Origin of the sequence: Halocatena salina (assembly GCF_023115355.1) — an archaeon.
Classification (GTDB): domain Archaea; phylum Halobacteriota; class Halobacteria; order Halobacteriales; family Haloarculaceae; genus Halocatena; species Halocatena salina.
Genome location: NZ_CP096019.1, coordinates 496440 through 516910, shown reverse-complemented (window position 1 = coordinate 516910; position 20471 = coordinate 496440). Strand labels below are relative to the sequence as shown.

The window sequence follows — 20471 nt, the reverse complement described above, 5'->3', positions numbered from 1 at the left end:
GACGGTTTCGGTTCGGATGTCCCGCACCGTAACTGTTCTTGGGTGGCCAGCAGATGAACGGTCATATGGCAAGCGCAACACCACTTTCGGAGCCGATGGTCCTCGCCCACACCAAAGACCACCTTTTCTCCGATCTCGCGGCATCGAACACGTACGCCGTCGTCGACACGCAGTTTGCGGTAGAAGAGTGGCTTTCCGGTCGCCCGATTCCGTCGCCCGTTCGTGAGCGGTTGGCTCCTTTCAACCACGTCGAACTTGGATCGGGGTTTCCGGATCTCGTTGGCGTCTGCTCGCCCGGGCCGGAACTGCTTGCAGTCGAGCGTTTCGGTGAGCGACCGCCGCTGATCGCTGTCGAGGCAAAAGGGGATACCGACGCTGAGACGGCCGATGTCGAACGGGGGATTATCCAGGCGTACGACCGTCTTCACCAAGCCAATGCCGCGTACGTCACAGCACCCGCCGAGACCGTCTCCCAAACCGACCGGGCGCTCGCTCGAGAACTCAACGTCGGTGTCCTCGGCGTCGATTCTGACGGGACCGTCACACCGCTTGAAGTCCCCCGTGTCGTCGGCAACCGAACGTCCGGCGATGCGAATGCGATTCGGTTTCAGGCGACTGCTCACGGCGTTGCTGGCAAATCTTTCGGACTGAATCATCCGAAAAACTATCTTGGATATCCGCTCGCGCTGTGTCATCCTGACGACACCGCCACCGTCTTCTCCAAGCACGTCATCGACGCCGTCGAAGGCGCTCGCAGGGGTGCAGCCTTTCTCGGTCTTATCGAGGAACGTCCCAGCGGTGTCGTTCTCACATCACTCGGTGAGGAGGTGATCAGGTTCGCTTTGCGTCGGTATGAATCTATCACTGCTGCGCTGGCGTCGTTCGAGGCGTGGAACGGATCGAGACGCCGGTTCTGTGAATGTGCGCCCGAATGGGGATCGTTGACGAGACGGGTCGTGTGGGAATATCCGGCAACGAAGCTTCTCGTCACGGAACTCCAGACGATGCACGACGACGGGTTCACCACGCCATCGCTCGTGGATCTCGTCGAGTGGTTACACATTACATATCCAACATTCACTGTGGAGCTGTTTCTCCGTGGTACGGAGGACGTTCGTCGTCGAGTACTCGATGTGAACGGTGACCTTCGTTCTACTGCGCTCAAAGAGGGCGACGTTTTCCATTCACCGACCGTTTTTCAGTTGAAAGCGATCCTCTATCACGCGGGCATCCTCACGGATCGAGGAGCCGAGCCACACCGCCTCGAACCAGCCAACGACGTGTGGAAACTGCGAGAGCCGTTGGACAGGACGTCTTAACCACTCTGGTTGTCACTGGCTGTAATCCAGTCGTGAATCCAAAAATCGGCGTGTAAATGACAGTGACCTGCAGCTAGTCGGTAACGATCTACAGGAGCAATAGGTCGGGGTGAATTTGAACCTCGGTCGTTCCGCACGCTCCATTCCCTGATTCAAATCCGATCCAATCCAATCCAGTCCAGTACAGTACAGTCGCTCACGTTCGTTCGCGCCAGAACATGGGTTGGGGCGGATTTGAACCGCCGACTTCCTCCGTGTGAAGGAGGTATCATAACCAGCCTAGATCACCAACCCACAATCGGTAGAAACGAGCGCGGTAACTTAAGGATTCCTTTCGACTCCGCGGTCCGGAGTGGTTTAGATTCGGGTCTGTGCCCGGTGGTACATTCGTTTCGCTCGGCTTCGGTACGCTTCGAACTCCGCTTTTAGTCGTTCACTCCGAGTCCGTTTCGACTCCGGCTCGATCGATTTGATCCCGAGTCGGGTACGGAGGTCCTTTTCGAGGGGTGAAACTGCTTCCATTACGCCGAGTCGACTTTCATGGCTGGCTCGCTTGAGGTAGTACCACGCATCTTTGAAATGCTTATTCATACCTCACAGTAGTCGTCGAGTGGATAAAGTGCTTTTGCCAGTTTGAGCGGCTGGGTCCGTCACTCGGTAGTTGTAAGAGCCGTTGATCGAAGAAGATCGAACATCAGGTAGCCGGGGTGGTTTCAGCGTCCTGTGCGTTCGTGGTATTCGTCTCTCGCTTCGGTGATCGCGGCGGCGAAGATAGCGAGCATGTCGAACATGTCGAGCTCTCGTTGATTACTGGTTATCGATTCCGTCATGCTCGTCGGTTCGCTAGTGGTGCTCTCCTCTGAAACCGTTTCTGTGTCCGTTGGTTCATGTTCGTCTTCTTCGGTCTCGCTCGTTTGGTCACTTCCCCGACGCCGCAACAGGATGGACACCCCAACGATCGCCAACAGAACGATCGTTAGCTTGCGCTTGGTCTCATTACCGTCTTTCATACCTACTAGCATCGTGTCAACTAGTGTCGAGCGTATTGTCATGGAACGATGTGTACGTCTTCTCGCTTCATCCCTGTATAGTTATTTGATTCTCAGTCCCCGAACTGTACTACTTTGATAGGAAGTTCCGAACTACCCCTTTGGCGATCGATCTCGATCGAACGCGAACGATACGGAGAACGGACGGATCTCCGACGGCCGAACGGTCTCAGGTGGAAAGACAGACCGCGATGGTACTTTGTCCGATCTGGAGGACGCTAGTGATAACGGTTGGGAAGAGTGCTCCAGCGAGCGAGAACGTCGGACCCATGATATCCGGCGTCTGACTACCCGCTCGGCTGAGCCTTATCATCGACCGAACGAGGAATTTGGTGAAAAAGACGATCGTCGTGAACTGTAACACGGTCGCTATCATGGGGGCGATCCCGAGACCCATCCAACCACTGGTACAGAGTATCCGTCCAACCACGATGAGTCCGAAATCGTACGCCGCAACGAGGATGAGCCACAGTGGACCGACAAGTCCAACCGTTACGATCGCCGATATGCGAAAATCCTCCCAACCGGACTGCGTTACGATCCGTACGAGTTTGTTCCAGATCCACCAAACCACGTAGCTTACGCGGCGATACCCACCCCTTACCTGTCCGAACGACGATGATACAGATTCAGGAACACGGTCTGAAATCCGCCCCATACAGTAAGTATCACACTAAGTTAGAGGGTAAAAAAGATATTGAGAGAGCAGTTATATTTATTGAATGTATTTATTTCACTACGATATATGGTGGGTTCTATGACGTATCGATATCGATGCCCACCGTATGAATGAAGTCCTTATGCGCCATGGGTAATAATACTAACCAGTACCCAAAGAAAGATAGAACGATGAATTCTTCCTCTGTACCGCTGGGTGTCACGTCACCTCTTTCGAGAAGCGTTATCTTCCGGCCAGTCCTTTGGAGGTCACGATGAGCGTACGCTGGACCGATCAGAGGATGATACGGTTGGGAATTGGGTTTGCATTGATCTTTATCGTAATTATCATCGCTCAGAGGATTTTCGACACGTTTTTCGATCAGCTCGCCCCTTCTACCGCGGCTAAAAACGTAGTACTCATCGTAGTCATCGTGATACTAGCCGCCATATTTTATTTCTATGTTCTGAGGACGTTATGGAATGGCCGACTCCGAAAACGCGCTCAGGAGTTACAGGAGCGTTCGACGCCGGAGGCGGGTGCGGAAGCGATTTCATTACTCGGTCGGCGAGACAAGCAGGTACGAACCGTTGCCGCTTCAGTGATCGCCCACAGTTGTCGCGGTGCCCCGGGCAAGGTCGTAAAGCAGTCTTCGAAAGACGCTGAAGAGATCGTTGCGCGGCTCGTTCGTCGGCTCGGTGATTCAGTGGGTAACGTTCGTGCCAACGCAGCTGTGGCGTTGAAATTCTTCGCGCGGGACTATCCTGATGCCGTGATTGAACACGCAGACGCCGTACAGAACGCACTCACCAGCTCCGATTCGTCGGTCCAAACTCATACTGCGCTTGCGGCTGGCAATCTCGTTGCAGCGTTCCCTGATCGCGCTGACCAGTTCAGAGAGCCACTTTCCGAACTGTGCTCCGACGAGGATCCGGAGGTTCGTGGGGCGGCGTGCGTCGCGTTCGGACACTTCCCCGGCTCGATCCCTCCCGATCTCAACGAACTCTCTGACGATCCCAGTCCGGTCGTTTCGGAGGCGGTTGCTGTAGCACAGGCGATGTCGAACGGTGATCCACACGCCGCTAATCAACTCTTTGCTGGCGTGGCCACCGGACGGTCCACCTCACAAACGGAACTCGTCGACAACTCTCCCGATTTGGATTTCGACGACGTAGCCGGGATGGAATCGCTCAAAGAAACGTTGCGACGACAGATCATCGAACCGTTTTCAGGCAATAACGTGTTCGAAAAGTACGGTGTGGCAGCGGATAACGGTGTGCTCTTTCATGGGCCGCCCGGAACCGGGAAAACTCATATCTCGAAATGTCTCGCCGGTGAGATTGGCTGTCAGTACATCAGCATCGATGGGGGAAGTATCGATCGTCAACGAGGAAATGTGATGGCACAGCTGTTCGAGGAGGCCCGGCAGAATCAGCCGTGTCTCGTGTTCATCGACGAGATCGACGCGATCGCCTCCGATCGATCGGGGATACATCAGCGTCCAGAGGACACGAAACTGATTTCCCAACTGCTCAGTGAACTCTCGACCCTCGGTAGCGAGGATGACATCGTCGTGATCGGCGCGACGAACGCCCCAGAGAGCATGGATGATGCGATGCTTCGAACGGGTCGATTCGACTCCAAGATCCACGTTCCCCCGCCCGACGCTGAGGCTCGCATCGCTATTTTCAACCAGCACATGAGTGCCCCCATCGACGCGATCGATCTCGACCAGTTCAAACGCAACACGGACGGTCTCGTGGCGTCGGATATGGTCGAGGTCGCGCGGCGAGCCAGCGTCAAAGCGGCGACCAGAGAGCAGGAAACGGGACGTGAGAGTGTTGTCACCGAATCAGATCTGTTCAGTGCTATCGACGAGATCACGTCCCAACAGGGAATGACGGGGTCGTACGTCCAACGTTCCCCAGCGATGGACTTTTCGGACGTGGTTGGCGCGGATGAACTGAAAGACCAGCTTCGACGAACCATCATCGATCCCCTCACACAGCCGGAATTTCACGAGGAGTACGGTCTGGGCGTTGAAAACGGTGTACTTCTGCACGGTCCACCCGGAACCGGGAAGACGTACGTTTCGAAATGTCTTGCTGGTGAACTCGACTGTTCGTTCATCAGCATTAAAGCGAGCGATCTCGTCAGCAAATGGATCGGTGAAGGTGCACAAAACGTCGGAGCGATGTTCGAGGAGGCCCGGCAGAATCAGCCGTGTCTCGTGTTCATCGACGAGATCGACGCCCTAGCCACAGACCGGAACGTACACCAAGTCAAAAGTGAACGCCAGATGGTCAATCAGTTCCTTGCTGAGCTCTCACAACTCAACGACGACGATGAAGACGTCGTGGTGATCGGTGCAACCAATAAGGTGGACGATATCGATCCGGCGATGTTGCGAACGGGTCGATTCAGCGAGCTGATCGAGGTCCCTCCGCCGGATACAGACACCAGAATTGCGCTGTTTGATGCGTCCCTTTCAGCGCCAACTGATGGGCTTTCACTGGATGATGTCGGTGCTATGACCGAGGGGTTCGTCGCTAGTGACATCGAACACGCTGCCGAACTGTCCGCCCGGAAGGCGATGCAACGCGCGAAAACCGGAAGCGGTCCGAAAAACGTCACACAACGGGACGTAACCGAATCCGTCCAAGAGATCCGAGCGAGTTTGGACAAGCGGTAACGGTCGCCGTTTCTTGGTGGAACGGAGTACACCGGATTTCGACGCCACGACAGTCTCGATTTCTCGTGTGGGGTGATTTGGACGCTCTTGTCCTCGTGGCTTCTGTAGAAATCGTCCGAATCGAGGGCGTCGACCGGTTCGATGTAGAGCGTTCAATGGCTGTACTGGTCGTCGTGATTCCGTTCCTGAAACCCAGGAACAACCGTGATTCGGACCGTCGGGCTATGACTGTGGTTTCGTTTCAGCTGTCTTCAGGCTCGACCACTTCGGGATCGGCCATTGCGCCTTGGAGGCTTCGCAGGCCAGTGATCCAATCAGCCACGGGTCCGTACTCGATCTCTTCACCGGCGTCAGCCGGTAGTTCCTTTCCGGCGATGATGGCCGCCCCCGCTTGTGCGCAGTACCCAAGTGCTGTTTCGAACTCCTCTTGGGCTTCCGCGTCGCGCGCGGCATGAATACACTGTTCGACGTCCGTTTCGGTGTCGGTGTCGACGACGTACTCTTCTGCGGCATAAAACACACAGACGAGTGCCGTCTGAACGGCGTTCACCAACATCAGTGTGTTTTCGTTTTCCTCGTCGAGTTCGAGATCCGTAAGCACGATCTCGCGCACGTCAGTGAGTTCCGATAACGCCGTCTCCTCATCGAGTATCTCGTCGTCGTAATCGGAGACGATCTTTGCGATCGCGATGACCGTATCATCCTGAAAATTCTGAAGCAGACGCCCCGATTCTTCGTCTTCGAGGTCGATCTCTTCCGATGTTAATCGATCGATCCAGTTCTGCCAACGCTCTTCGGTGTAATACTCACCCTCGGGAGCACTCATATCACGATACAACAGCCAGTCGATGATATGCCTTTCTCACTCATCGTCGGTTTTCGGACACAGCGACAGATGGGATGGCTCACTCAAGCGTCTCGTTCGTATCGATGCCGTACACGCGGTGGGGCGTTTCGACGTGAGCGATTTCGAGGGCGGTCTCGTAGCCCTGCTCTCGGAGCCACGTCGTTCTACGTGGAACGGTCTTGGGTCCGAGTACAGCTCCCGGTCGCTCGGGATCATCGATGAAATCCGTTTCCATCATGAACGGCTCACCCGCCTCGGCTGCCCGAAGTAGCTCGTCTTTGTCGGAGAGAACGCTGGGTGTCGGACCGGTCACTCGTCCCCCGGCGTAGTGTTTCACCACCCGGTGACGAGACATCCCAGCGTCGGCTGCCCACTGTGCCACTTCGGTGAACTCCTCACCCCCTTCGGTGTGGAGTTGGACGGCACAGTCGTTGGCGGCTCCGAGTGAGAACGCGTGGCGCATCACCGAGTTCGAAGCCGTCCAGACGGCCTCGTCCACTTCGTAGTGAGGCCGGCCCGATTTGAGCGCGAGTGCATCGCCCGAGGCGACGTATTCAGCCGCCACATCGAGACCCGTCTGCATGAGATCCCGCGCTTCTTCGGGTGTGAATCCTTGGTCTGTGAGCCGCGAAATCAGTGTCGGGTGAACGCCGAGTACCGCCCACGCGCGGCCCGGTAACACTGCTGTTGACCGGCGCGTCACGTCGAGCGTGTGTTCGAAACCCGCGCGGAAATCGTCCGCATCCGTGATCTCCCCACCGTAGTGCCACGACGGTTTGTTCAATACGAGCAAATGCGTCCCACCGACGGCAGCGAACTCTTCGGCTGCGGCGACACCACGGCCGTTTACCGGATCAAGGTGGAGATGGTTGTCGAGTGTCGGTGTCGGTTGTGTCTCGTCCATGGTTAGAGTGGCTCTGTGTCCCTTAGAAAAAAGACCGTTGTCACTCGAGGGTGATCGCAGTGTGAGCCGCGTTCTGTAGTCCGTCCGAGCGTCCGTATTCGCCGGGTGCAACGGCAAGTGTCTGTATCCCTTCTCTCGCTGCGACTTCGAGAACCGGCTTGAAATCCATGTCTCGTGAAACGATCGCTAACGTATCGAACTCGTCGCGCACGGCGGCCGAAGCGGCGTCCACTGCGAGCTTCACGTCGACATCACCACTCGTGACGACGATTTCGAATCCGCGAGCCTCGGCGGCTTGGATCAACTCGGGTGTCGCGTGCTCGTCGACGTACAACCGTGTCACAACTGCTCGACCGTGTTCTCGCGTCGCTGATCGCACGTCATCGAGATCGACATCGAACTCCGATCGGAGTACGTTCGGCCCATCTACGAACACTCCTATCCGAGAATCGCTGGAAAATCGGTTATAAAGCCTCTCCATGTCCATTACAGGCTCTCGTCCTTCAAAGTCGTTACTAGAACACACTACCGCGTTTCGAACTGCATCGCTTACGATCCATCATATTATTTAACCAATAGGTACTATCCGTATAATTGGAAATTGTGTGCTGATATAGTAAGCTTTAACGTATTATTGCTAATTCTGTTAACCAGAATATGATGGGCCGTTCGGGGCTTGACCGACGAATGTTCCTTCGATTGAGTGGCGCTGCCAGCTTGGGGGGCTTTTCGGGCGTCGCTTCGGCGACTCCCGGCCGTGATCCGGGACCGAAGCCGACTGAGTGGATCGTTGGTGTCGGAGTTGGGGAGAACCGTCTACGGGACGAGGTCGATCCGTACCTCCCGAGCTCGGCCAGCGTGGTTCATGAAAACGACACGATCGGCTACGCTGCCGTCGAGCTGCCAGGAGATGAGGACGCCACACAGACGCAACAAGCGTTGTCACAGGCGGTAACGGACACCAGTTCCGTTAAATACATAGAAAAAAACGAGACGTATCACGCGCAGTTCCTTCCGAACGATCCTCGCTACGAGGAGCAGTACGTCGCCGAGGCGATCAATGCACCCACAGCGTGGGAAGAAACTCTCGGAAGTTCCGACGTAACGATCGCCATGGTGGATCAAGGGGTACAGTACGACCATCCCGATCTGGAGCCGAACATGGCGTCTTCCCCCGGTCGGGACTTCGTCGACGGTGACAACGATCCGTATCCGGAAGATCTTTCGAAGGAACCCCACGGAACCCACGTAGCGGGTATCGCGGGTGCCCACACGGACAATGACCAGGGTGTCTCCGGTATCAGCGATTCGACTCTGTTGTCGGCTCGAGTGCTTAATGGTGGGGGGTGGGGATCCGTCTCCGACATCGCGGACGGCATCGAATGGGCCGTCGACCAGGGTGCGGACATCATCAACCTCTCGCTGGGCGGTGGTGGTCGCTCCCAGACGATGCAAAACGCCGTCACATACGCCAGTTCCAACGGCGCACTCGTCGTCGTTGCTGCCGGTAACAACGGAAGCAATGAGACGGCCTATCCCGCAGCCTATGACGAGTGTATCGCCGTATCGGCTCTCGACCCGGACGAATCGTTAGCGTCCTATTCGAACTACGGCGATGCGATCGAACTGACGGCTCCCGGGACGAACATCGTCTCGACGTGGACAGACGATGGATACAACACCGCTTCCGGTACATCGATGGCAGCACCGGTCGTTTCGGGGGTCGCAGCGCTTACTCTCGCGAAGTATGATCTGACGAGCGAGGAGTTGCGAACTCACCTTCGAAACACCGCCGTTGATACTGGGCTTTCGGAATCGAAACAGGGTGTCGGTCGAATCGATGCGGGCACAGCGATCACGACGTCACCCGGTGACACCACCGGGTCCGATTCTAACACCGATTCCGATGCTCGACCGGATGATTCAAACTCCGAGACGGGTTCGGATCGGAACACGAACGACGGTGGTTCCGATATCAAGTCGACTGCGACGGAGGTGGGCGGTGCCCTTTCGGATTCCAAGCCAAAAAACTACTTCTCCTACACGTGGGGGTATGACTCACCGAGCAAGGTCGTGATCACCCTCAATGGTCCGTCGGACGCCGATTTCGATCTGTACGTGATCGATGGACGGGATATTCTTCCCACAGGAGGGCAACACGACTACGCCGGTCAGTCGAGCAACAGTCAAGAACGGATCACGATCGAACCACCCAAAGCGATCGCTCCCATGTATGTTGCTGTCGACTCCTTCAGTGGCAGCGGAGAGTTCACGCTGTCGTTCGAGGAGTTCGCTTAAACGTCCGTCCTGTTAGCTATCCTTCTGTGTCGTTCCCGAGACCAGGTGGGATGACGGGGTCTTGTGGTGTGGTTTGGGGCGGTGTTGCTTCCGTTGTCTGGGTTGGTGTCGGTTCAGGTGTCGGTGTCGATGGGGGAGGGGATTCGGTCGTGGTCGTAGTGGTCGGTTGGGTTTCCGTCGGAGTGGTCGGTGATTCGATAGTAGTTGTCGGGGCTGATGTGGTCGTGGTGGGGTTCGTCGGATTCGTCGGATTCGCCGGATTCGAATCGGAAGTCGTGGTGTCGGCTGGTTCCTCGGTGGACGACGGATCCGACGGTTCTTCTGTCGGTACTGCTGACGGTGTCGATGGTTTCGGCGTCGACGTGTCGTTGAGACTGGGTAGTGATGGAAAGCCCCCGAGCAGGGTGATGAGGATGCCGACGGCGAACAGCCCGATCCCGGCGAGTACCAATCCTCCTTGCACGAGGCGCTGTTTTCCGATTGATCGATCCCCATCACGGGATGATCGTCTGTCTCGGTTGCGTCGTGATCGCGACCGACGCTTATCGCGGTTTCCCATGCGTTACTTAGTACAGGGGATGCTTAATTATTTTAGCACACTACTATCGCGATGAATATTGGACAGATGACACTACTAATATGGATATGTCCCCTTCCGGAGACACAAGCACGCTACCAACGGGATACCGAGTGTGGCTGGTAGTGGCGATGGCACATAGGGTTCGATATCCCGTTTCGACCCGTGCAATCAGACACCTCCAGTGGAGGCGCAGTTTCTCCTAGCTCGTACATCACCTTAGTTATCTGCCCCATAACTGTTTTTGTGATCGTTACTCCTATGACACCGTTTCTCTGGTAGGTAACAGCTGTCCGTGCCTCATCTAGAAAGTGCGCTCAAAGATCGTCCTGCTCCGTATCCGAAGTCGTGTCAGTACGGACTTTCCGATGGATCATCGAAACGCAGTGCGTTTTTGAAACGGGTCGGTCTCCGTCGTGATGGCGAGAGTGGACGGTTCCCTCGTCGAGAAAATCGAAGTAGTTGTGAGCGTACGCGAACCCGGTGTACGTGCCCAAATCTCCACCTGATGGCGGAGCGAGGGTCTCACCCGGAACACACGGTGGTCGAGAATTCGACGATCATGTTCTGAAGTGCGTCGCCTTGATCAGTATCGAAGATGCCTTGTCCGTGTCCCTCTGTCGGGAGCACTTCGAGCCGTTTCGGATTGGATGCCTGCTGATGCATCCCTTTGGTGACTTGGACATATCGGGTTTCATCATTCTTTCCGACGATGAACAGCAGTCGACCGGAGAGTTCACGAGCGTAGCTCTCTGCCCCGCCAGCTGAGATGATGACCGAGCCGTCGATAGTCGTTCCGGAAATCGTGCTCGCTCTCACGACAGCATTGGCTCCGGAGCTGGCACCGATAGCACAGACTGTCTTTGCACCCTGTTCGTCCCGGAGATACGAGACGGCACCGGCGATCGTCTTGGCCTTTGTGGCGGGGGTGTCGGTGTCCATCGTTACCGCCAGGGCCGTGTGACCTTCTTGGGCGATTGCGTTTGCCTGAGGCTCCCAAGCCGTTCTGTCGTATCCATCCCCGGGAACGAGGATGGCCGCACAGGAGCCGCTGCTGTACAAGGTTCCTTTCGCCGTTCGACCATCGTTCGTCGAAAAGGAGACACTCTTTCCGCTAGCGTCCGATTGTTCGGTCGTTTGAGTGGTCGTCGTCGTATCCTCGGTGGCTGTCGGTTCTGCAGTTCCCGTCGACGGCGCAGTGGTTTGTGTCGCTGTGGGCGTCGATCCTTGCGTCGTGGTAGTCGTGTTGTTTGCTGCTTCGTCCTCTGTACACCCAGCAAGGCTACCTGTAACAGTTAATCCACAGAACAGCTTCATTGTCTGTCGTCTGCTGATTGAGTGGTCCATCTTCTACCTCTACTGTGTGATGCGTCGATATTACTATCCGCCACATAAATCGGATAACAACTGTTTCTCAACGATTGAAACAGTTGTTTCCGACTGCGACCGTACTCACAGCTGGCTAGTGATTCGTGAGCAACCGTCTTCGTGTGTTTCTCATCATTCATAGCCGCTCATTGCTCTGTGACGTTTGGAGTAGTCTTCCTATCGAACTTGGTCGGTGGAGATGAAATACCAATATAAATAATGAGATAGAGATGTGATTCATCTCGTTTTTGTCTCTTCGCTCAGCAAGTCATTAGATGGTCTATAATAATGTGGATCAGACGTGTAGTACCGGTACGCCAAATACTGACGTCGCTATGCCCTCACACACACATTCCTCAGGTCGATGTATCCTCTCCGGTGGCTGTTGTCTAACGGTATCGATGGGAGCAGATGCTCCGTCGAAGCGAACCGATAAAGAGAACCCCCCGGCTCACATTCGTGTGGACAACGCGTGAAACGGAATCTCGTTACTGCATTTGCCGCGGTTGCCGGTTCACAGGTGCTGATCACGATCGCCCAGGCGCTGTTTTCTCCCCTCCTTATCCGTACCCTCGGTCCCACCACGTACGGAGTATTTGGGACACTGTCCGCAGGGTTCGGTATACTGATGATCCTGGTTAGCTCTGGCATTAACGGCGGCGTCCGCAAGTATATCGCCGAAGAACATGAGGCGGAAATGTGGAAAAACAATGTATTTGCGTACTATTTCCGGCTCGCGCTTCTCTTTGCGGTCATCGCAGCGATCGTATTAGTGCTCGCTGCCGAGTTCGGTATCGTCGGAACGATCTTCGATCCCAGATACACCCCGTACCTCTACATACTAGCGCTGCTCGTGTTCGCAGCGCAGTTCCGCGAGTACGTTCGTCGGACGCTGATGGGGCTGAAACTCGAACACATCGGGGGTATGTTGAACGTAGTGTACAAGATCACCTACTACATCGCGGCGATCGGGCTCGCGCTTCTCGGCTACGGCGTTGCTGGCGTTTTCGTCGGGCAGGTCTTGGCGAGCATGATCGCGTTCGTCATTGGATTCATCTACATCTCGAAATCACTCTCACTCAAATTCTTGTTCCGGTCGACACCGTCTGATTTCCCTCGAAAAGAGCTGTTTTACTTCAACCATAATTCGATCATTTATTTCTTCTTATTAAAAACGATGTATGAGTTCGACATCCTCATGCTCAGTGCGTTCACCAACAGCACGTTAACGGGCTATTACAGGGGTGCACTCACTCTGGTACAGTTCCTCTGGTTGCTCCCGACAACGCTTCAGGGACTCATGATCCAGTCCACGTCGGATCATTGGGCAAAGGAACGCCTTGGGAAGATCGAGGAGTTAGCGACGCGATCGACCCGATACGTTATGTTGTTGATGTTGCTGTTGGCGATCGGTCTCGGGGCGCTTGCCTCGGAGTTCGTGCCGTGGTATCTCGGTACTGCGATGGAACCAGCAGTAACGCCGCTGCTCATCTTGCTCCCCGGAACGGTCGGGTTCGCAATCGCCCGTCCTCTGTTGACGATCAATCAGGCGAGTGGGAACATGCGGACCGTGATCGTGGCGACTGGGGTTTCAGCCGTGATAAATCTCCTTCTCAACTTCCTGCTCATTCCCCAGTATGGAATGCTCGGGGCAGCGCTGTCGACTTCGATAGGGTACGGCTCCCTACCGATCTTTCAGATGTGGGGTGCGCGGGTACTGGGATACTACCCGTTCAAAAACGCCCGTCTGGGCCGGATCAGCGCGACGGCGATCCTCAGTGCCAGCGTCATCGCTATTATGTCGATGTCGTTCGGCTCGACGACGTTCGCTGATTTGGGACCCTCGTGGCTCGGCATTTTTGGGGCGATTCCCATCGCCATCGTGATCGTCCCGCCGCTGGGTTTTCTGCTCTACTCGTTGATCGCTATCGCCACAGGGGCGATCGATCTCGGCGAGATATTCGAAATCCTCGTGAAAATCCCCGATCCCGTCGGGTCGACCGTTCGGCCGATCAAACGCCGGTTTGAGGCGTCCGAACAGTTCGGGAACGAACAGAGCCGGGCGTCCGCGATCAAACTGATCGTCGGACTCGCGGCGGTGATCGTGGTCGTTAGCGGTGCTGTCATGGCTGCTGGCTTCCCGTTGTTGGCCATGACACCGTTCGGATCGGCGGACGAGGGTGTGCTCGGATCGATCGTGGATCGGCCTCCGGCTCCACCATCGTCACCGGAAGGACCGAGCTACAATGGAACCGTCGGACTCACCCCTGAGCCGACGCCGTCGGATACCCCGATGACGGCTCCCACGTCGTCATCACCAACGGACGATACGAGCGCCGCACCACCACCGGCGGACGACGGTGGAGAAACCGTGCCACCACCGGCGAACGAGACGACAACGACGGTCCCTTCACCGGCGAACGAGACGACGACGACGGTCCCTTCACCGGCGAACGAGACGACGACGACGGTCCCATCACCGGCGAACGAGACGACGACGGTCCCATCACCGGCGAACGAGACGACGACCGTTCCCTTGCCAACGAACGAGACGACGACGGAACCGGACGACGGACTGTTCGGATTCCAACTATCACCGCCATCGGTGAACGGCGTCTAATACATCGAGTCGATCGCCGTTGAGAAAACGTTAGTTTTGAACCGTCGACCGGTTCGTTCAGTTCGGTAGTAAGTCGCGTTGGAACGCTGCAATGCCGACGGTAACGGTGACGAACAGTGCCGTGACGAGGGCCGCTAAAACGCCCTGAGAGAGGGTGATAACGTCGGCCATCGAAGCAGCGATCGACAGGACGCTACCGACGGTCGCAACGCCATAATACTGGAGGAAACGAGTGGAACGAACTGTGGTCTCCGGGTCGTTCGCCTCCGTCTTTCGTTCGTGAGTGCTCGATGGATCCGATGGATTCGATGGATTTGTGGATGATCCGGTGTCGGGTGCGGACGGCTCGATGTTGAGATACGCATCGAGCTGGTCGGCCAGATCCGTCCGCGAGACGATGCCTCGCTGTTGGTTGTACGTGAGCACACCGGCATCGTCGAGTTTGGGAAGGTGGGATTGATACAGCGCGATATACACGCGCTGGCGCTCATTGGAGTCAAGTGCGTCGATCGTCGTGTCGTTTTCCCACGCCGCAACCTGCTCCGCAACGTCGCGCATGTTGATTTCGCCATCCGTATCCTGGAGAAACTCCAGTACTTGTCGGCGTCGTTGATTCTGAAGCAGGTGAAACAGCTCGTCTTTCGACAGTTCGGACGACCGTTCGTCCGATTCCGTCGAACGTGAATCCTCACCTGCTCGCGGTTCTGGGTTCGTATCTACACCAGTGTCTGTATTCACCACTGCGTTCATAGTACTCATCCCTATGTGCCAGGGAAAGGGTGCCTTCAGTGTGGGTAAGTGTCCGATTCAGTTAAGAACCTTCTGATAGACGTGAACGAGATCTCGTCCGAGCCGATCGAGGCTTCGGTCGAGGACGGCTCGTCCGTTCGACTGCTCGTCGGCGTCGAGCACGTCCGTGAGCGCAGCGACGAGTTCGTCTTCGGTGTCGACGATCCCGCTCGGCTCGACGTCATCTAACACGTCGGAAACGAAGCCGACGTCCCGTGAGACGACGGGAAGGTTACACGCCGTGGCTTCACAGACGCTCATCGGTCCGCTCTCGTGATCAGACGTTACGAGCAACGCGTCGCTTGCGTTCATGTAGTCGGGCATCGTCTCGTATGCCGCCCCCGTGACCGTCTTGAGCGTCGCGTTTGGAACGCGGGCAACGACGCGTTCGGCCAACTCGTGGTTTTTGACCGGCCGATCCGGATCGTAGGGGAACAAAACGACCCGTTCGTCGGTGTCCCACCCCACGCGCTGGCGGGCAGCATCACGATCAGCTGGCTCGAACAAGTCAGTGTCGACACCGAACGGCACGTACTCGTGTGGTACGTCGAGCCGGCGAGCGAGCGGTTTCGATGGCGCGATGACGGCATCGCTCCCCCGCGCGGCGACGTGGCTCACCTTCCGGAGCCACCGCGGTCCCATCACGTCCGATCCCCACAGCGTCATCACGACCGGCCGGGTAGGCTGACAGAGCGCGAGCGGACCGACCAGCCCGTAGTTGACGTGCACGAGATCGAAATCAGCGATCCCTTTACCGAGCAGTTGAAGATACGCGCTCAGATACTCCCGCGGACCGCGCCCACCCGATCGGGGACGGGGGACGATCAACGTTTCACACTCGACGCCGCGCTCTTCTAGTACCTGTACCTGTTGCTGGAAGAACGACCGGTTCGAGGTCGTCACTTGCAATACACGAAGGTCGGATGGATCAGTTTCGGCTGTCATCGAGTGCGTTCAGTATCACGTCAGTCGTATCGACCGTCTCTGCTAGCAGCTGTTGACGGCGCTCCTCCCAGTCGGTGTCGTCGGTGAGGATGTCCACGGCGGTTTCGAGCGCGTTGTGGTGTCGGTACGATCCTTGGCAGTTGTACAGCAGACCGTATTTGGCTTCGATCTCGTCGGTGTAGCCCATCCGAAGCGTGTTCACGTACACCGCTGGTGTGCCAAGCACTGCGCTTTCGACCGCCATCGTTGCACCCTCTCCCACGAAGAGATCCGCGTACGCGAGGAGATCGTGCATTCGATGGGGTGGAACGGTCGCGCGATTGTCTTCGAGACGACTCGGCAATTCCGTCTCCGAGGTAATGAGCACGCGCGCGCCGGTCGCCTCTAACCGGTCGACAACGTCGGTCACGTCGTCGAATCCGCTTTCACCCATGTCGTGGGAGGCGTCCCACGAGACCAACCGGAGCACGACGAACCGATCGTCTGGTTCGAGATCTACGCTGTCGAGGACGCTGGGATCCGGATCGAACCGGTTGGGATGGAGGTAGGCCAGTTCGTGATAGCCGTCGTATCGCTCGTGTGTCACCCTCGTCTCGTCGGTGAAACATGCTGGGGTCCAGATCTCATCAGCGAAGGGAAACGTGATCGTATTGCCTGGCGCGTGTTCCGTGTCAGTGAACACGACGCTTTTGGCCCCACAGATCGTTGCGACGTGGGCGACGGCCGTTCCTCCGATCGCGGCCATCACGTCGGGTCGTTCCTCGCGTGCGCGCTGGAGCAGCCGATACTCCCAGCGGGGTTGGTCGACGAGCAGCCCTTGGATCCCGTTCGACTGTCCGTCGACGAGCACCTCGTGATCGATGTCGTACGCATCAAGGAGATCGACGGCCACCTCCTTGTCGCGGGCGAACACCGACACGTCGTGTCCATCGGACCGCAGTTCCCTGATCGCGTGTTTGAAGAAGTGGACGTGGGCCGGGTGCTGGATCGTGATGCAGTAGTGCATGATGTTCGATCCTCGATCACAGCCGGTTGTAATCGAAGTTCGCTTCGATCGCCCGGTCTTTCTCCCACGCACCCGCCACGTCCACGAGAATCGGCTCCTCGTCGAGTTCGGACGCCACCGTCTCAGGCGACAGCGTCATGAACTCCTCGTGGCCAGTTGCAAGTACGACGCCGTCGAACTCGGTAAACGACAGCTCGGATTGGATCTCGATGCCAAACGACTCGCGTGCGGTGTCGGGATCGACGTGTGGGTCGTAGCCGACCACGTCGACGCCGTACTCCGCAAGCGCACGGATCACGCCGTGGACTTGGGAGGTGCGGATGTCCCCAACGTTGGATTTATACGAGAGTCCCAGCACGAGGATCCGCGATTCTTTGAGTACCTTTCCGCTCCGATTGAGTGCCTGTAGTACGAGCTCCGCTGTGTGTTTTGGCATGTACTCGTTGACTTCCCGCCCTTGCATGATGAGCTGGGGCCGGTAGCCGACCCGTTCTGCGCCGTGGGCGAGATACAACGGATCGATCGGAATGCAGTGCCCGCCGACGAGTCCGGGTCGGTACTGGTGAAAGTTCCACTTCGAGCCAGCAGCTTCGAGCACCTCGTGCGTGTCGAGATCCATGTGCTCACAGACGATCGCCAACTCGTTCATCAACGCGATGTTGATGTCGCGCTGGACGTTCTCTGTTACCTTTGCGGCCTCTGCGGTCTCGATGGTGGGCGCGCGGTAGATCCCCTCATCAACGACGGATCCATACAGCTCCGCGAGTCGGTCCAACGTCTCCTCGTCCGACCCACTGACGATCTTCGTCACCTCGCGCAGTCCACGACCGGCGTCGCCGGGGGAGAGCCGTTCGGGTGAGTACCCCAACGACAGTTCCTCTCCGACGGTCAGCCCGGAATTCTCTTCGATGATCGGGCCCAGAACGTCTTGGGTGACGCCCGGATAGACGGTCGATTCGAGCACGACCGTCGTCTCTTCGGAGACGTGTTCGCCGACCGTCGTGGCGGCTGCCTCGATGAACGAGAGATCGGGGTTTTTCGAATCGTCGACCGGCGTTGGAACCGTGACGATTATGATTGACGCGCGTTCGAGCGTGCTTGCATCCGTGGTAAACGTGATGTCGCTGTCAGCGATCGTCTCGTCACCGTGGTCGCCCGTCGGATCGGTGCCCGACGTGAGCGTGTCGATCTTCTGTTCGCTGATGTCGTAGCCGATGACGTCATATCCTTCCTGGTCGAACGCCAGCGCCAGTGGCAACCCAACGTATCCTTGGCCGATAATACAGATCGTCGATGTTTCAGACATTGATACCTATTCCTCGGTAATGAATTGCGTCGTGACCACGTAGGCTTTTCAGTTCTTGTCGACCGTCGACGAGCACGAGCCGTTGATCCGTCTCCGTTGGCCCGAGCGCAGGAACGTCGAGATCGTCGAACGCCGGCTGTGGCGTCACGAGCACCACCGCGTCGTAGTCTTCGCCTATCTCCGCGATCGAAACGATCGTCGCTCCTGCCACCTCGAACGGTTCGGTGTGACTGTTCACCGGATCGACGGCGGTCACAGCCGTGCCCGCGTCATCCAATTTCTCAACGATCGGCAGTGCTGGGGTGGCACGGATTTCGTTGACGCCGGGACGGTAGGTCAGTCCCAACACCAGTACCTCCGCATCTTCCGGATCGATCCCCTCCGCTCGGAGTCCATCGAGCGCGTGGGTCGCCGTGTAGTGGGGCATCTCTTCGTTCGTCTCTCGTGCCTGCTCCATTACTGGCGTCTCGCTCTCGACGGTTCCCATCACGAACCGGGGATAGTACGGAATGCAGTGGCCGCCAACGCCCGCTCCGGGCTGGTGGATCTCACAGAACGGCTGTGTGTTCGCGGCATCGATGGCCTCGGTCACGTCGATGTCAAACTCCTCGGTCAGGCGGGCCAGCTCGTTCGCCAATCCGATATTGACGTCGCGGTAGACGCCTTCGAACACTTTCACCGCTTCGGCGGTCGTCGCATCCGAGACCGAAACGATCTCGTTGTCGTTGATCTCTCCGTAGATGAGCTCGGCCACGCGGGTGCTTTCCGCGTCGAGTCCGCCCACGATCTTCGGATACGCCCCTCGGATGTCTTCGAGTGCCCGACCGCTCGCGGTTCGCTCGGGACAGAAGGCCATTCCGAACTCCCCGAGCGACAGACCACTTTCGGCTTCGAGCACCGGCAGCAACCGGTCAACACAGCTCCGTGGCGGCAACGTCGATTCCGCGATCACGATGTCGCCCGGTTCGAGTCCGCCGGCGATAGTGCGCATGGCTGTCTCCATCACCGACAGATCCGGCTGGTCGTTTTCGTCGATGAGCGTCGGGACGATCGCGACGTGAACGCGCGCGTTCGTGGCGGCTGCCGTGCCGTCGGTAGTTGCAGTGAGCTTTCCGGCAGCGACCAGCTCCGATACGAGCTCGGGGAGTCCCGGCTCGCCGGTGATGTGACACTCTCCTTCGGTGATCTGATCGACCACCGCCCGGTCGATATCAACGCCGGTGACGTTGCTAGTCACGTCGGCGTACACCGCTGCGAGGGGTAGCCCCATCTTCCCGAGTCCAGTCACCGACACCGGGACCGCGCCGTTTTTCAGGGCGTTCCGTTGTTCTGCGATCGATGCATCCGAATTATAAAGTCCGACGCTCGTCGTCTGTGTGTCGCTCATCGTAGCATGTTCTCCGGGGTCAGTTCCTGTGGTAACTGTTGGTGAACCGCCGGTGTGCCGACCGCCAGCGTCTTCGGCGGTACGTTCCTCGTAACCACGGCCCCAGCGGCCACAAACGCGCCCTCTCCGACGGTTACGTCGGGGAGTATCGTCGCGTTTGCCCCGATCGAGACGCCATCTTCGATGACCGGTCCGACGAGATCGACATCCCGGCGTACGGGATAGGGATCGTTCGTCAGTACGGCCCGGGGTCCGATAAACACGTTGTCCCCGATCTCCGTGTCGCGTGGCACGTACACTCCAGTTTGGAGGCTCACGTGTGAACCGATGCTTGTGGTTCCGTCGATAACGGCGTCCGTGCCGACGACCACCGAGTCACCGATCGTCGTCTCCTCTCGCACGAGTGCCCGGTGGCCCGTGGTGAAATCGTCCCCGATCTGTACGTCCGTGTAGATGATCGTGCCGGCCCGGACCCGTGCCCGATCGCCCAACACCGTGGCCGATGCGTCGTCGTCGTGTCGGTATCCAACGGTCGCCCGCTCGTCGATGTCGACGTCAACCCCCGCGTCGTATGCGGTCATCGGACGCCCCTCGCGCTCACTGTGGCTATCTTGCCGATCTCATTCCTTCCCGCGTCGATACCGTTCGTCTTCGATCCCGAATCAGGATGTTCGCGTGTGATTCCTCGTTGCTTCATGATCGTTCA

19 protein-coding genes and 1 tRNA gene are annotated in these 20471 nt (G+C 57.4%); 4 read left to right on the top strand and 16 right to left on the bottom strand.

Features of this window, described 5'->3' with window-relative positions; translation table 11 throughout:
- Positions 1-53: 53 nt before the first annotated feature.
- On the top strand, positions 54-1319 hold the full coding sequence (locus MW046_RS02655) for a hypothetical protein (protein ID WP_438268178.1): 1266 nt from the start codon (positions 54-56) through the stop codon (positions 1317-1319).
- 219 nt (positions 1320-1538) lie between these two features.
- Here MW046_RS02655 and MW046_RS02650 read toward each other — a convergent pair.
- The 4 genes from MW046_RS02650 to MW046_RS02635 all read right to left on the bottom strand — a co-directional run bounded on the left by MW046_RS02650 (position 1539) and on the right by MW046_RS02635 (position 3026).
- Positions 1539-1613 (bottom strand) — tRNA-Val (locus MW046_RS02650).
- Positions 1614-1676: 63 nt separating this feature from the next.
- Entirely contained in the window at positions 1677-1910 is a 234-nt protein-coding gene (locus MW046_RS02645) for a hypothetical protein (protein ID WP_247994023.1), read from the bottom strand.
- 122 nt (positions 1911-2032) lie between these two features.
- Positions 2033-2329: a hypothetical protein gene (locus MW046_RS02640; protein ID WP_247994022.1), complete on the bottom strand. Its 297-nt coding sequence runs from the start codon at positions 2327-2329 to the stop codon at positions 2033-2035.
- 208 nt (positions 2330-2537) lie between these two features.
- Entirely contained in the window at positions 2538-3026 is a 489-nt protein-coding gene (locus MW046_RS02635; protein WP_247994021.1) for a hypothetical protein, read from the bottom strand.
- Between the two features lie 274 nt (positions 3027-3300).
- On the opposite strand from MW046_RS02635, the gene MW046_RS02630 reads away from it, so the two are divergent.
- Positions 3301-5718, top strand: a complete 2418-nt coding sequence (locus MW046_RS02630) for an AAA family ATPase (RefSeq protein ID WP_247994020.1) — start codon at positions 3301-3303, stop codon at positions 5716-5718.
- A gap of 241 nt (positions 5719-5959) precedes the next feature.
- Here the strand turns inward: MW046_RS02630 and MW046_RS02625 are convergent, their stop codons facing one another.
- From MW046_RS02625 to MW046_RS02615, 3 genes are all read right to left on the bottom strand, one after another.
- Positions 5960-6544, bottom strand: a complete 585-nt coding sequence (locus tag MW046_RS02625; protein WP_247994019.1) for a DUF2150 family protein — start codon at positions 6542-6544, stop codon at positions 5960-5962.
- A 79-nt stretch (positions 6545-6623) separates the two neighbouring features.
- A complete protein-coding gene (locus MW046_RS02620) occupies positions 6624-7469 on the bottom strand; it encodes a TatD family hydrolase (protein ID WP_247994018.1) in 846 nt (281 codons plus the stop codon).
- A gap of 40 nt (positions 7470-7509) precedes the next feature.
- The gene (locus tag MW046_RS02615) at positions 7510-7956 is read right to left on the bottom strand and encodes an NYN domain-containing protein (RefSeq protein WP_247994017.1); all 447 of its coding nucleotides are present in this window, start codon (positions 7954-7956) and stop codon (positions 7510-7512) included.
- Between the two features lie 170 nt (positions 7957-8126).
- Here MW046_RS02615 and MW046_RS02610 point away from each other — a divergent pair, with 170 nt between their 5' ends.
- Entirely contained in the window at positions 8127-9767 is a 1641-nt protein-coding gene (locus MW046_RS02610) for a S8 family peptidase (protein ID WP_247994016.1), read from the top strand.
- Positions 9768-9783: 16 nt separating this feature from the next.
- On the opposite strand, the gene MW046_RS02605 is transcribed toward MW046_RS02610, so the two are convergent.
- The 3 genes from MW046_RS02605 to MW046_RS02595 all read right to left on the bottom strand — a co-directional run bounded on the left by MW046_RS02605 (position 9784) and on the right by MW046_RS02595 (position 11691).
- Entirely contained in the window at positions 9784-10326 is a 543-nt protein-coding gene (locus MW046_RS02605; RefSeq protein WP_247994015.1) for a hypothetical protein, read from the bottom strand.
- 335 nt (positions 10327-10661) lie between these two features.
- The gene (locus MW046_RS02600; protein ID WP_247994014.1) at positions 10662-10841 is read right to left on the bottom strand and encodes a hypothetical protein; all 180 of its coding nucleotides are present in this window, start codon (positions 10839-10841) and stop codon (positions 10662-10664) included.
- Positions 10842-10869: 28 nt separating this feature from the next.
- Positions 10870-11691 carry a hypothetical protein gene (locus tag MW046_RS02595; RefSeq protein WP_247994013.1) on the bottom strand — a complete coding sequence of 274 codons (822 nt, stop codon included), beginning with the start codon at positions 11689-11691 and terminating at the stop codon, positions 10870-10872.
- Between the two features lie 493 nt (positions 11692-12184).
- Between MW046_RS02595 and MW046_RS02590 the strand changes: the two genes are divergently transcribed.
- Positions 12185-14332, top strand: coding sequence for an oligosaccharide flippase family protein (locus MW046_RS02590; protein ID WP_247994012.1), 2148 nt, complete (start codon positions 12185-12187; stop codon positions 14330-14332).
- Between the two features lie 57 nt (positions 14333-14389).
- Here MW046_RS02590 and MW046_RS02585 read toward each other — a convergent pair whose 3' ends face one another.
- The 6 genes from MW046_RS02585 to MW046_RS02560 are packed head-to-tail and all read right to left on the bottom strand — an operon-like array spanning position 14390 to position 20346.
- Positions 14390-15091, bottom strand: a complete 702-nt coding sequence (locus MW046_RS02585; RefSeq protein WP_247994011.1) for a DUF7344 domain-containing protein — start codon at positions 15089-15091, stop codon at positions 14390-14392.
- 48 nt (positions 15092-15139) lie between these two features.
- Positions 15140-16066: a glycosyltransferase gene (locus MW046_RS02580; protein ID WP_247994010.1), complete on the bottom strand. Its 927-nt coding sequence runs from the start codon at positions 16064-16066 to the stop codon at positions 15140-15142.
- A complete protein-coding gene (locus tag MW046_RS02575) occupies positions 16050-17072 on the bottom strand; it encodes a DUF354 domain-containing protein (RefSeq protein ID WP_247994009.1) in 1023 nt (340 codons plus the stop codon). Before MW046_RS02575 ends, MW046_RS02580 begins: the two co-directional genes overlap by 17 nt.
- 16 nt (positions 17073-17088) lie before the next feature.
- On the bottom strand, positions 17089-18378 hold the full coding sequence (locus tag MW046_RS02570) for a nucleotide sugar dehydrogenase (RefSeq protein ID WP_247994008.1): 1290 nt from the start codon (positions 18376-18378) through the stop codon (positions 17089-17091).
- The gene (locus tag MW046_RS02565; RefSeq protein ID WP_247994007.1) at positions 18371-19765 is read right to left on the bottom strand and encodes a nucleotide sugar dehydrogenase; all 1395 of its coding nucleotides are present in this window, start codon (positions 19763-19765) and stop codon (positions 18371-18373) included. The genes MW046_RS02570 and MW046_RS02565 overlap by 8 nt, the downstream gene beginning before the upstream one ends.
- Complete coding sequence (locus MW046_RS02560; protein ID WP_247994006.1) at positions 19762-20346, bottom strand: acyltransferase; 585 nt, start codon at positions 20344-20346, stop codon at positions 19762-19764. The genes MW046_RS02565 and MW046_RS02560 overlap by 4 nt, the downstream gene beginning before the upstream one ends.
- Between the last annotated feature and the right edge of the window lie 125 nt (positions 20347-20471).

Bases quoted from the DNA above. Each gene is read 5' to 3' on its own strand.
- MW046_RS02655 (WP_438268178.1), top strand. From the start codon at position 54: ATGAACGGTCATATGGCAAGCGCAACACCACTTTCGGAGCCGATGGTC.
- MW046_RS02645 (WP_247994023.1), bottom strand. From the start codon at position 1,910: ATGAATAAGCATTTCAAAGATGCGTGGTACTACCTCAAGCGAGCCAGC.
- MW046_RS02640 (WP_247994022.1), bottom strand. From the start codon at position 2,329: ATGAAAGACGGTAATGAGACCAAGCGCAAGCTAACGATCGTTCTGTTG.
- MW046_RS02635 (WP_247994021.1), bottom strand. From the start codon at position 3,026: ATGGGGCGGATTTCAGACCGTGTTCCTGAATCTGTATCATCGTCGTTC.
- MW046_RS02630 (WP_247994020.1), top strand. From the start codon at position 3,301: ATGAGCGTACGCTGGACCGATCAGAGGATGATACGGTTGGGAATTGGG.
- MW046_RS02625 (WP_247994019.1), bottom strand. From the start codon at position 6,544: ATGAGTGCTCCCGAGGGTGAGTATTACACCGAAGAGCGTTGGCAGAAC.
- MW046_RS02620 (WP_247994018.1), bottom strand. From the start codon at position 7,469: ATGGACGAGACACAACCGACACCGACACTCGACAACCATCTCCACCTT.
- MW046_RS02615 (WP_247994017.1), bottom strand. From the start codon at position 7,956: ATGGACATGGAGAGGCTTTATAACCGATTTTCCAGCGATTCTCGGATA.
- MW046_RS02610 (WP_247994016.1), top strand. From the start codon at position 8,127: ATGATGGGCCGTTCGGGGCTTGACCGACGAATGTTCCTTCGATTGAGT.
- MW046_RS02605 (WP_247994015.1), bottom strand. From the start codon at position 10,326: ATGGGAAACCGCGATAAGCGTCGGTCGCGATCACGACGCAACCGAGAC.
- MW046_RS02595 (WP_247994013.1), bottom strand. From the start codon at position 11,691: ATGGACCACTCAATCAGCAGACGACAGACAATGAAGCTGTTCTGTGGA.
- MW046_RS02585 (WP_247994011.1), bottom strand. From the start codon at position 15,091: ATGAGTACTATGAACGCAGTGGTGAATACAGACACTGGTGTAGATACG.
- MW046_RS02580 (WP_247994010.1), bottom strand. From the start codon at position 16,066: ATGACAGCCGAAACTGATCCATCCGACCTTCGTGTATTGCAAGTGACG.
- MW046_RS02575 (WP_247994009.1), bottom strand. From the start codon at position 17,072: ATGCACTACTGCATCACGATCCAGCACCCGGCCCACGTCCACTTCTTC.
- MW046_RS02570 (WP_247994008.1), bottom strand. From the start codon at position 18,378: ATGTCTGAAACATCGACGATCTGTATTATCGGCCAAGGATACGTTGGG.
- MW046_RS02565 (WP_247994007.1), bottom strand. From the start codon at position 19,765: ATGAGCGACACACAGACGACGAGCGTCGGACTTTATAATTCGGATGCA.
- MW046_RS02560 (WP_247994006.1), bottom strand. From the start codon at position 20,346: ATGACCGCATACGACGCGGGGGTTGACGTCGACATCGACGAGCGGGCG.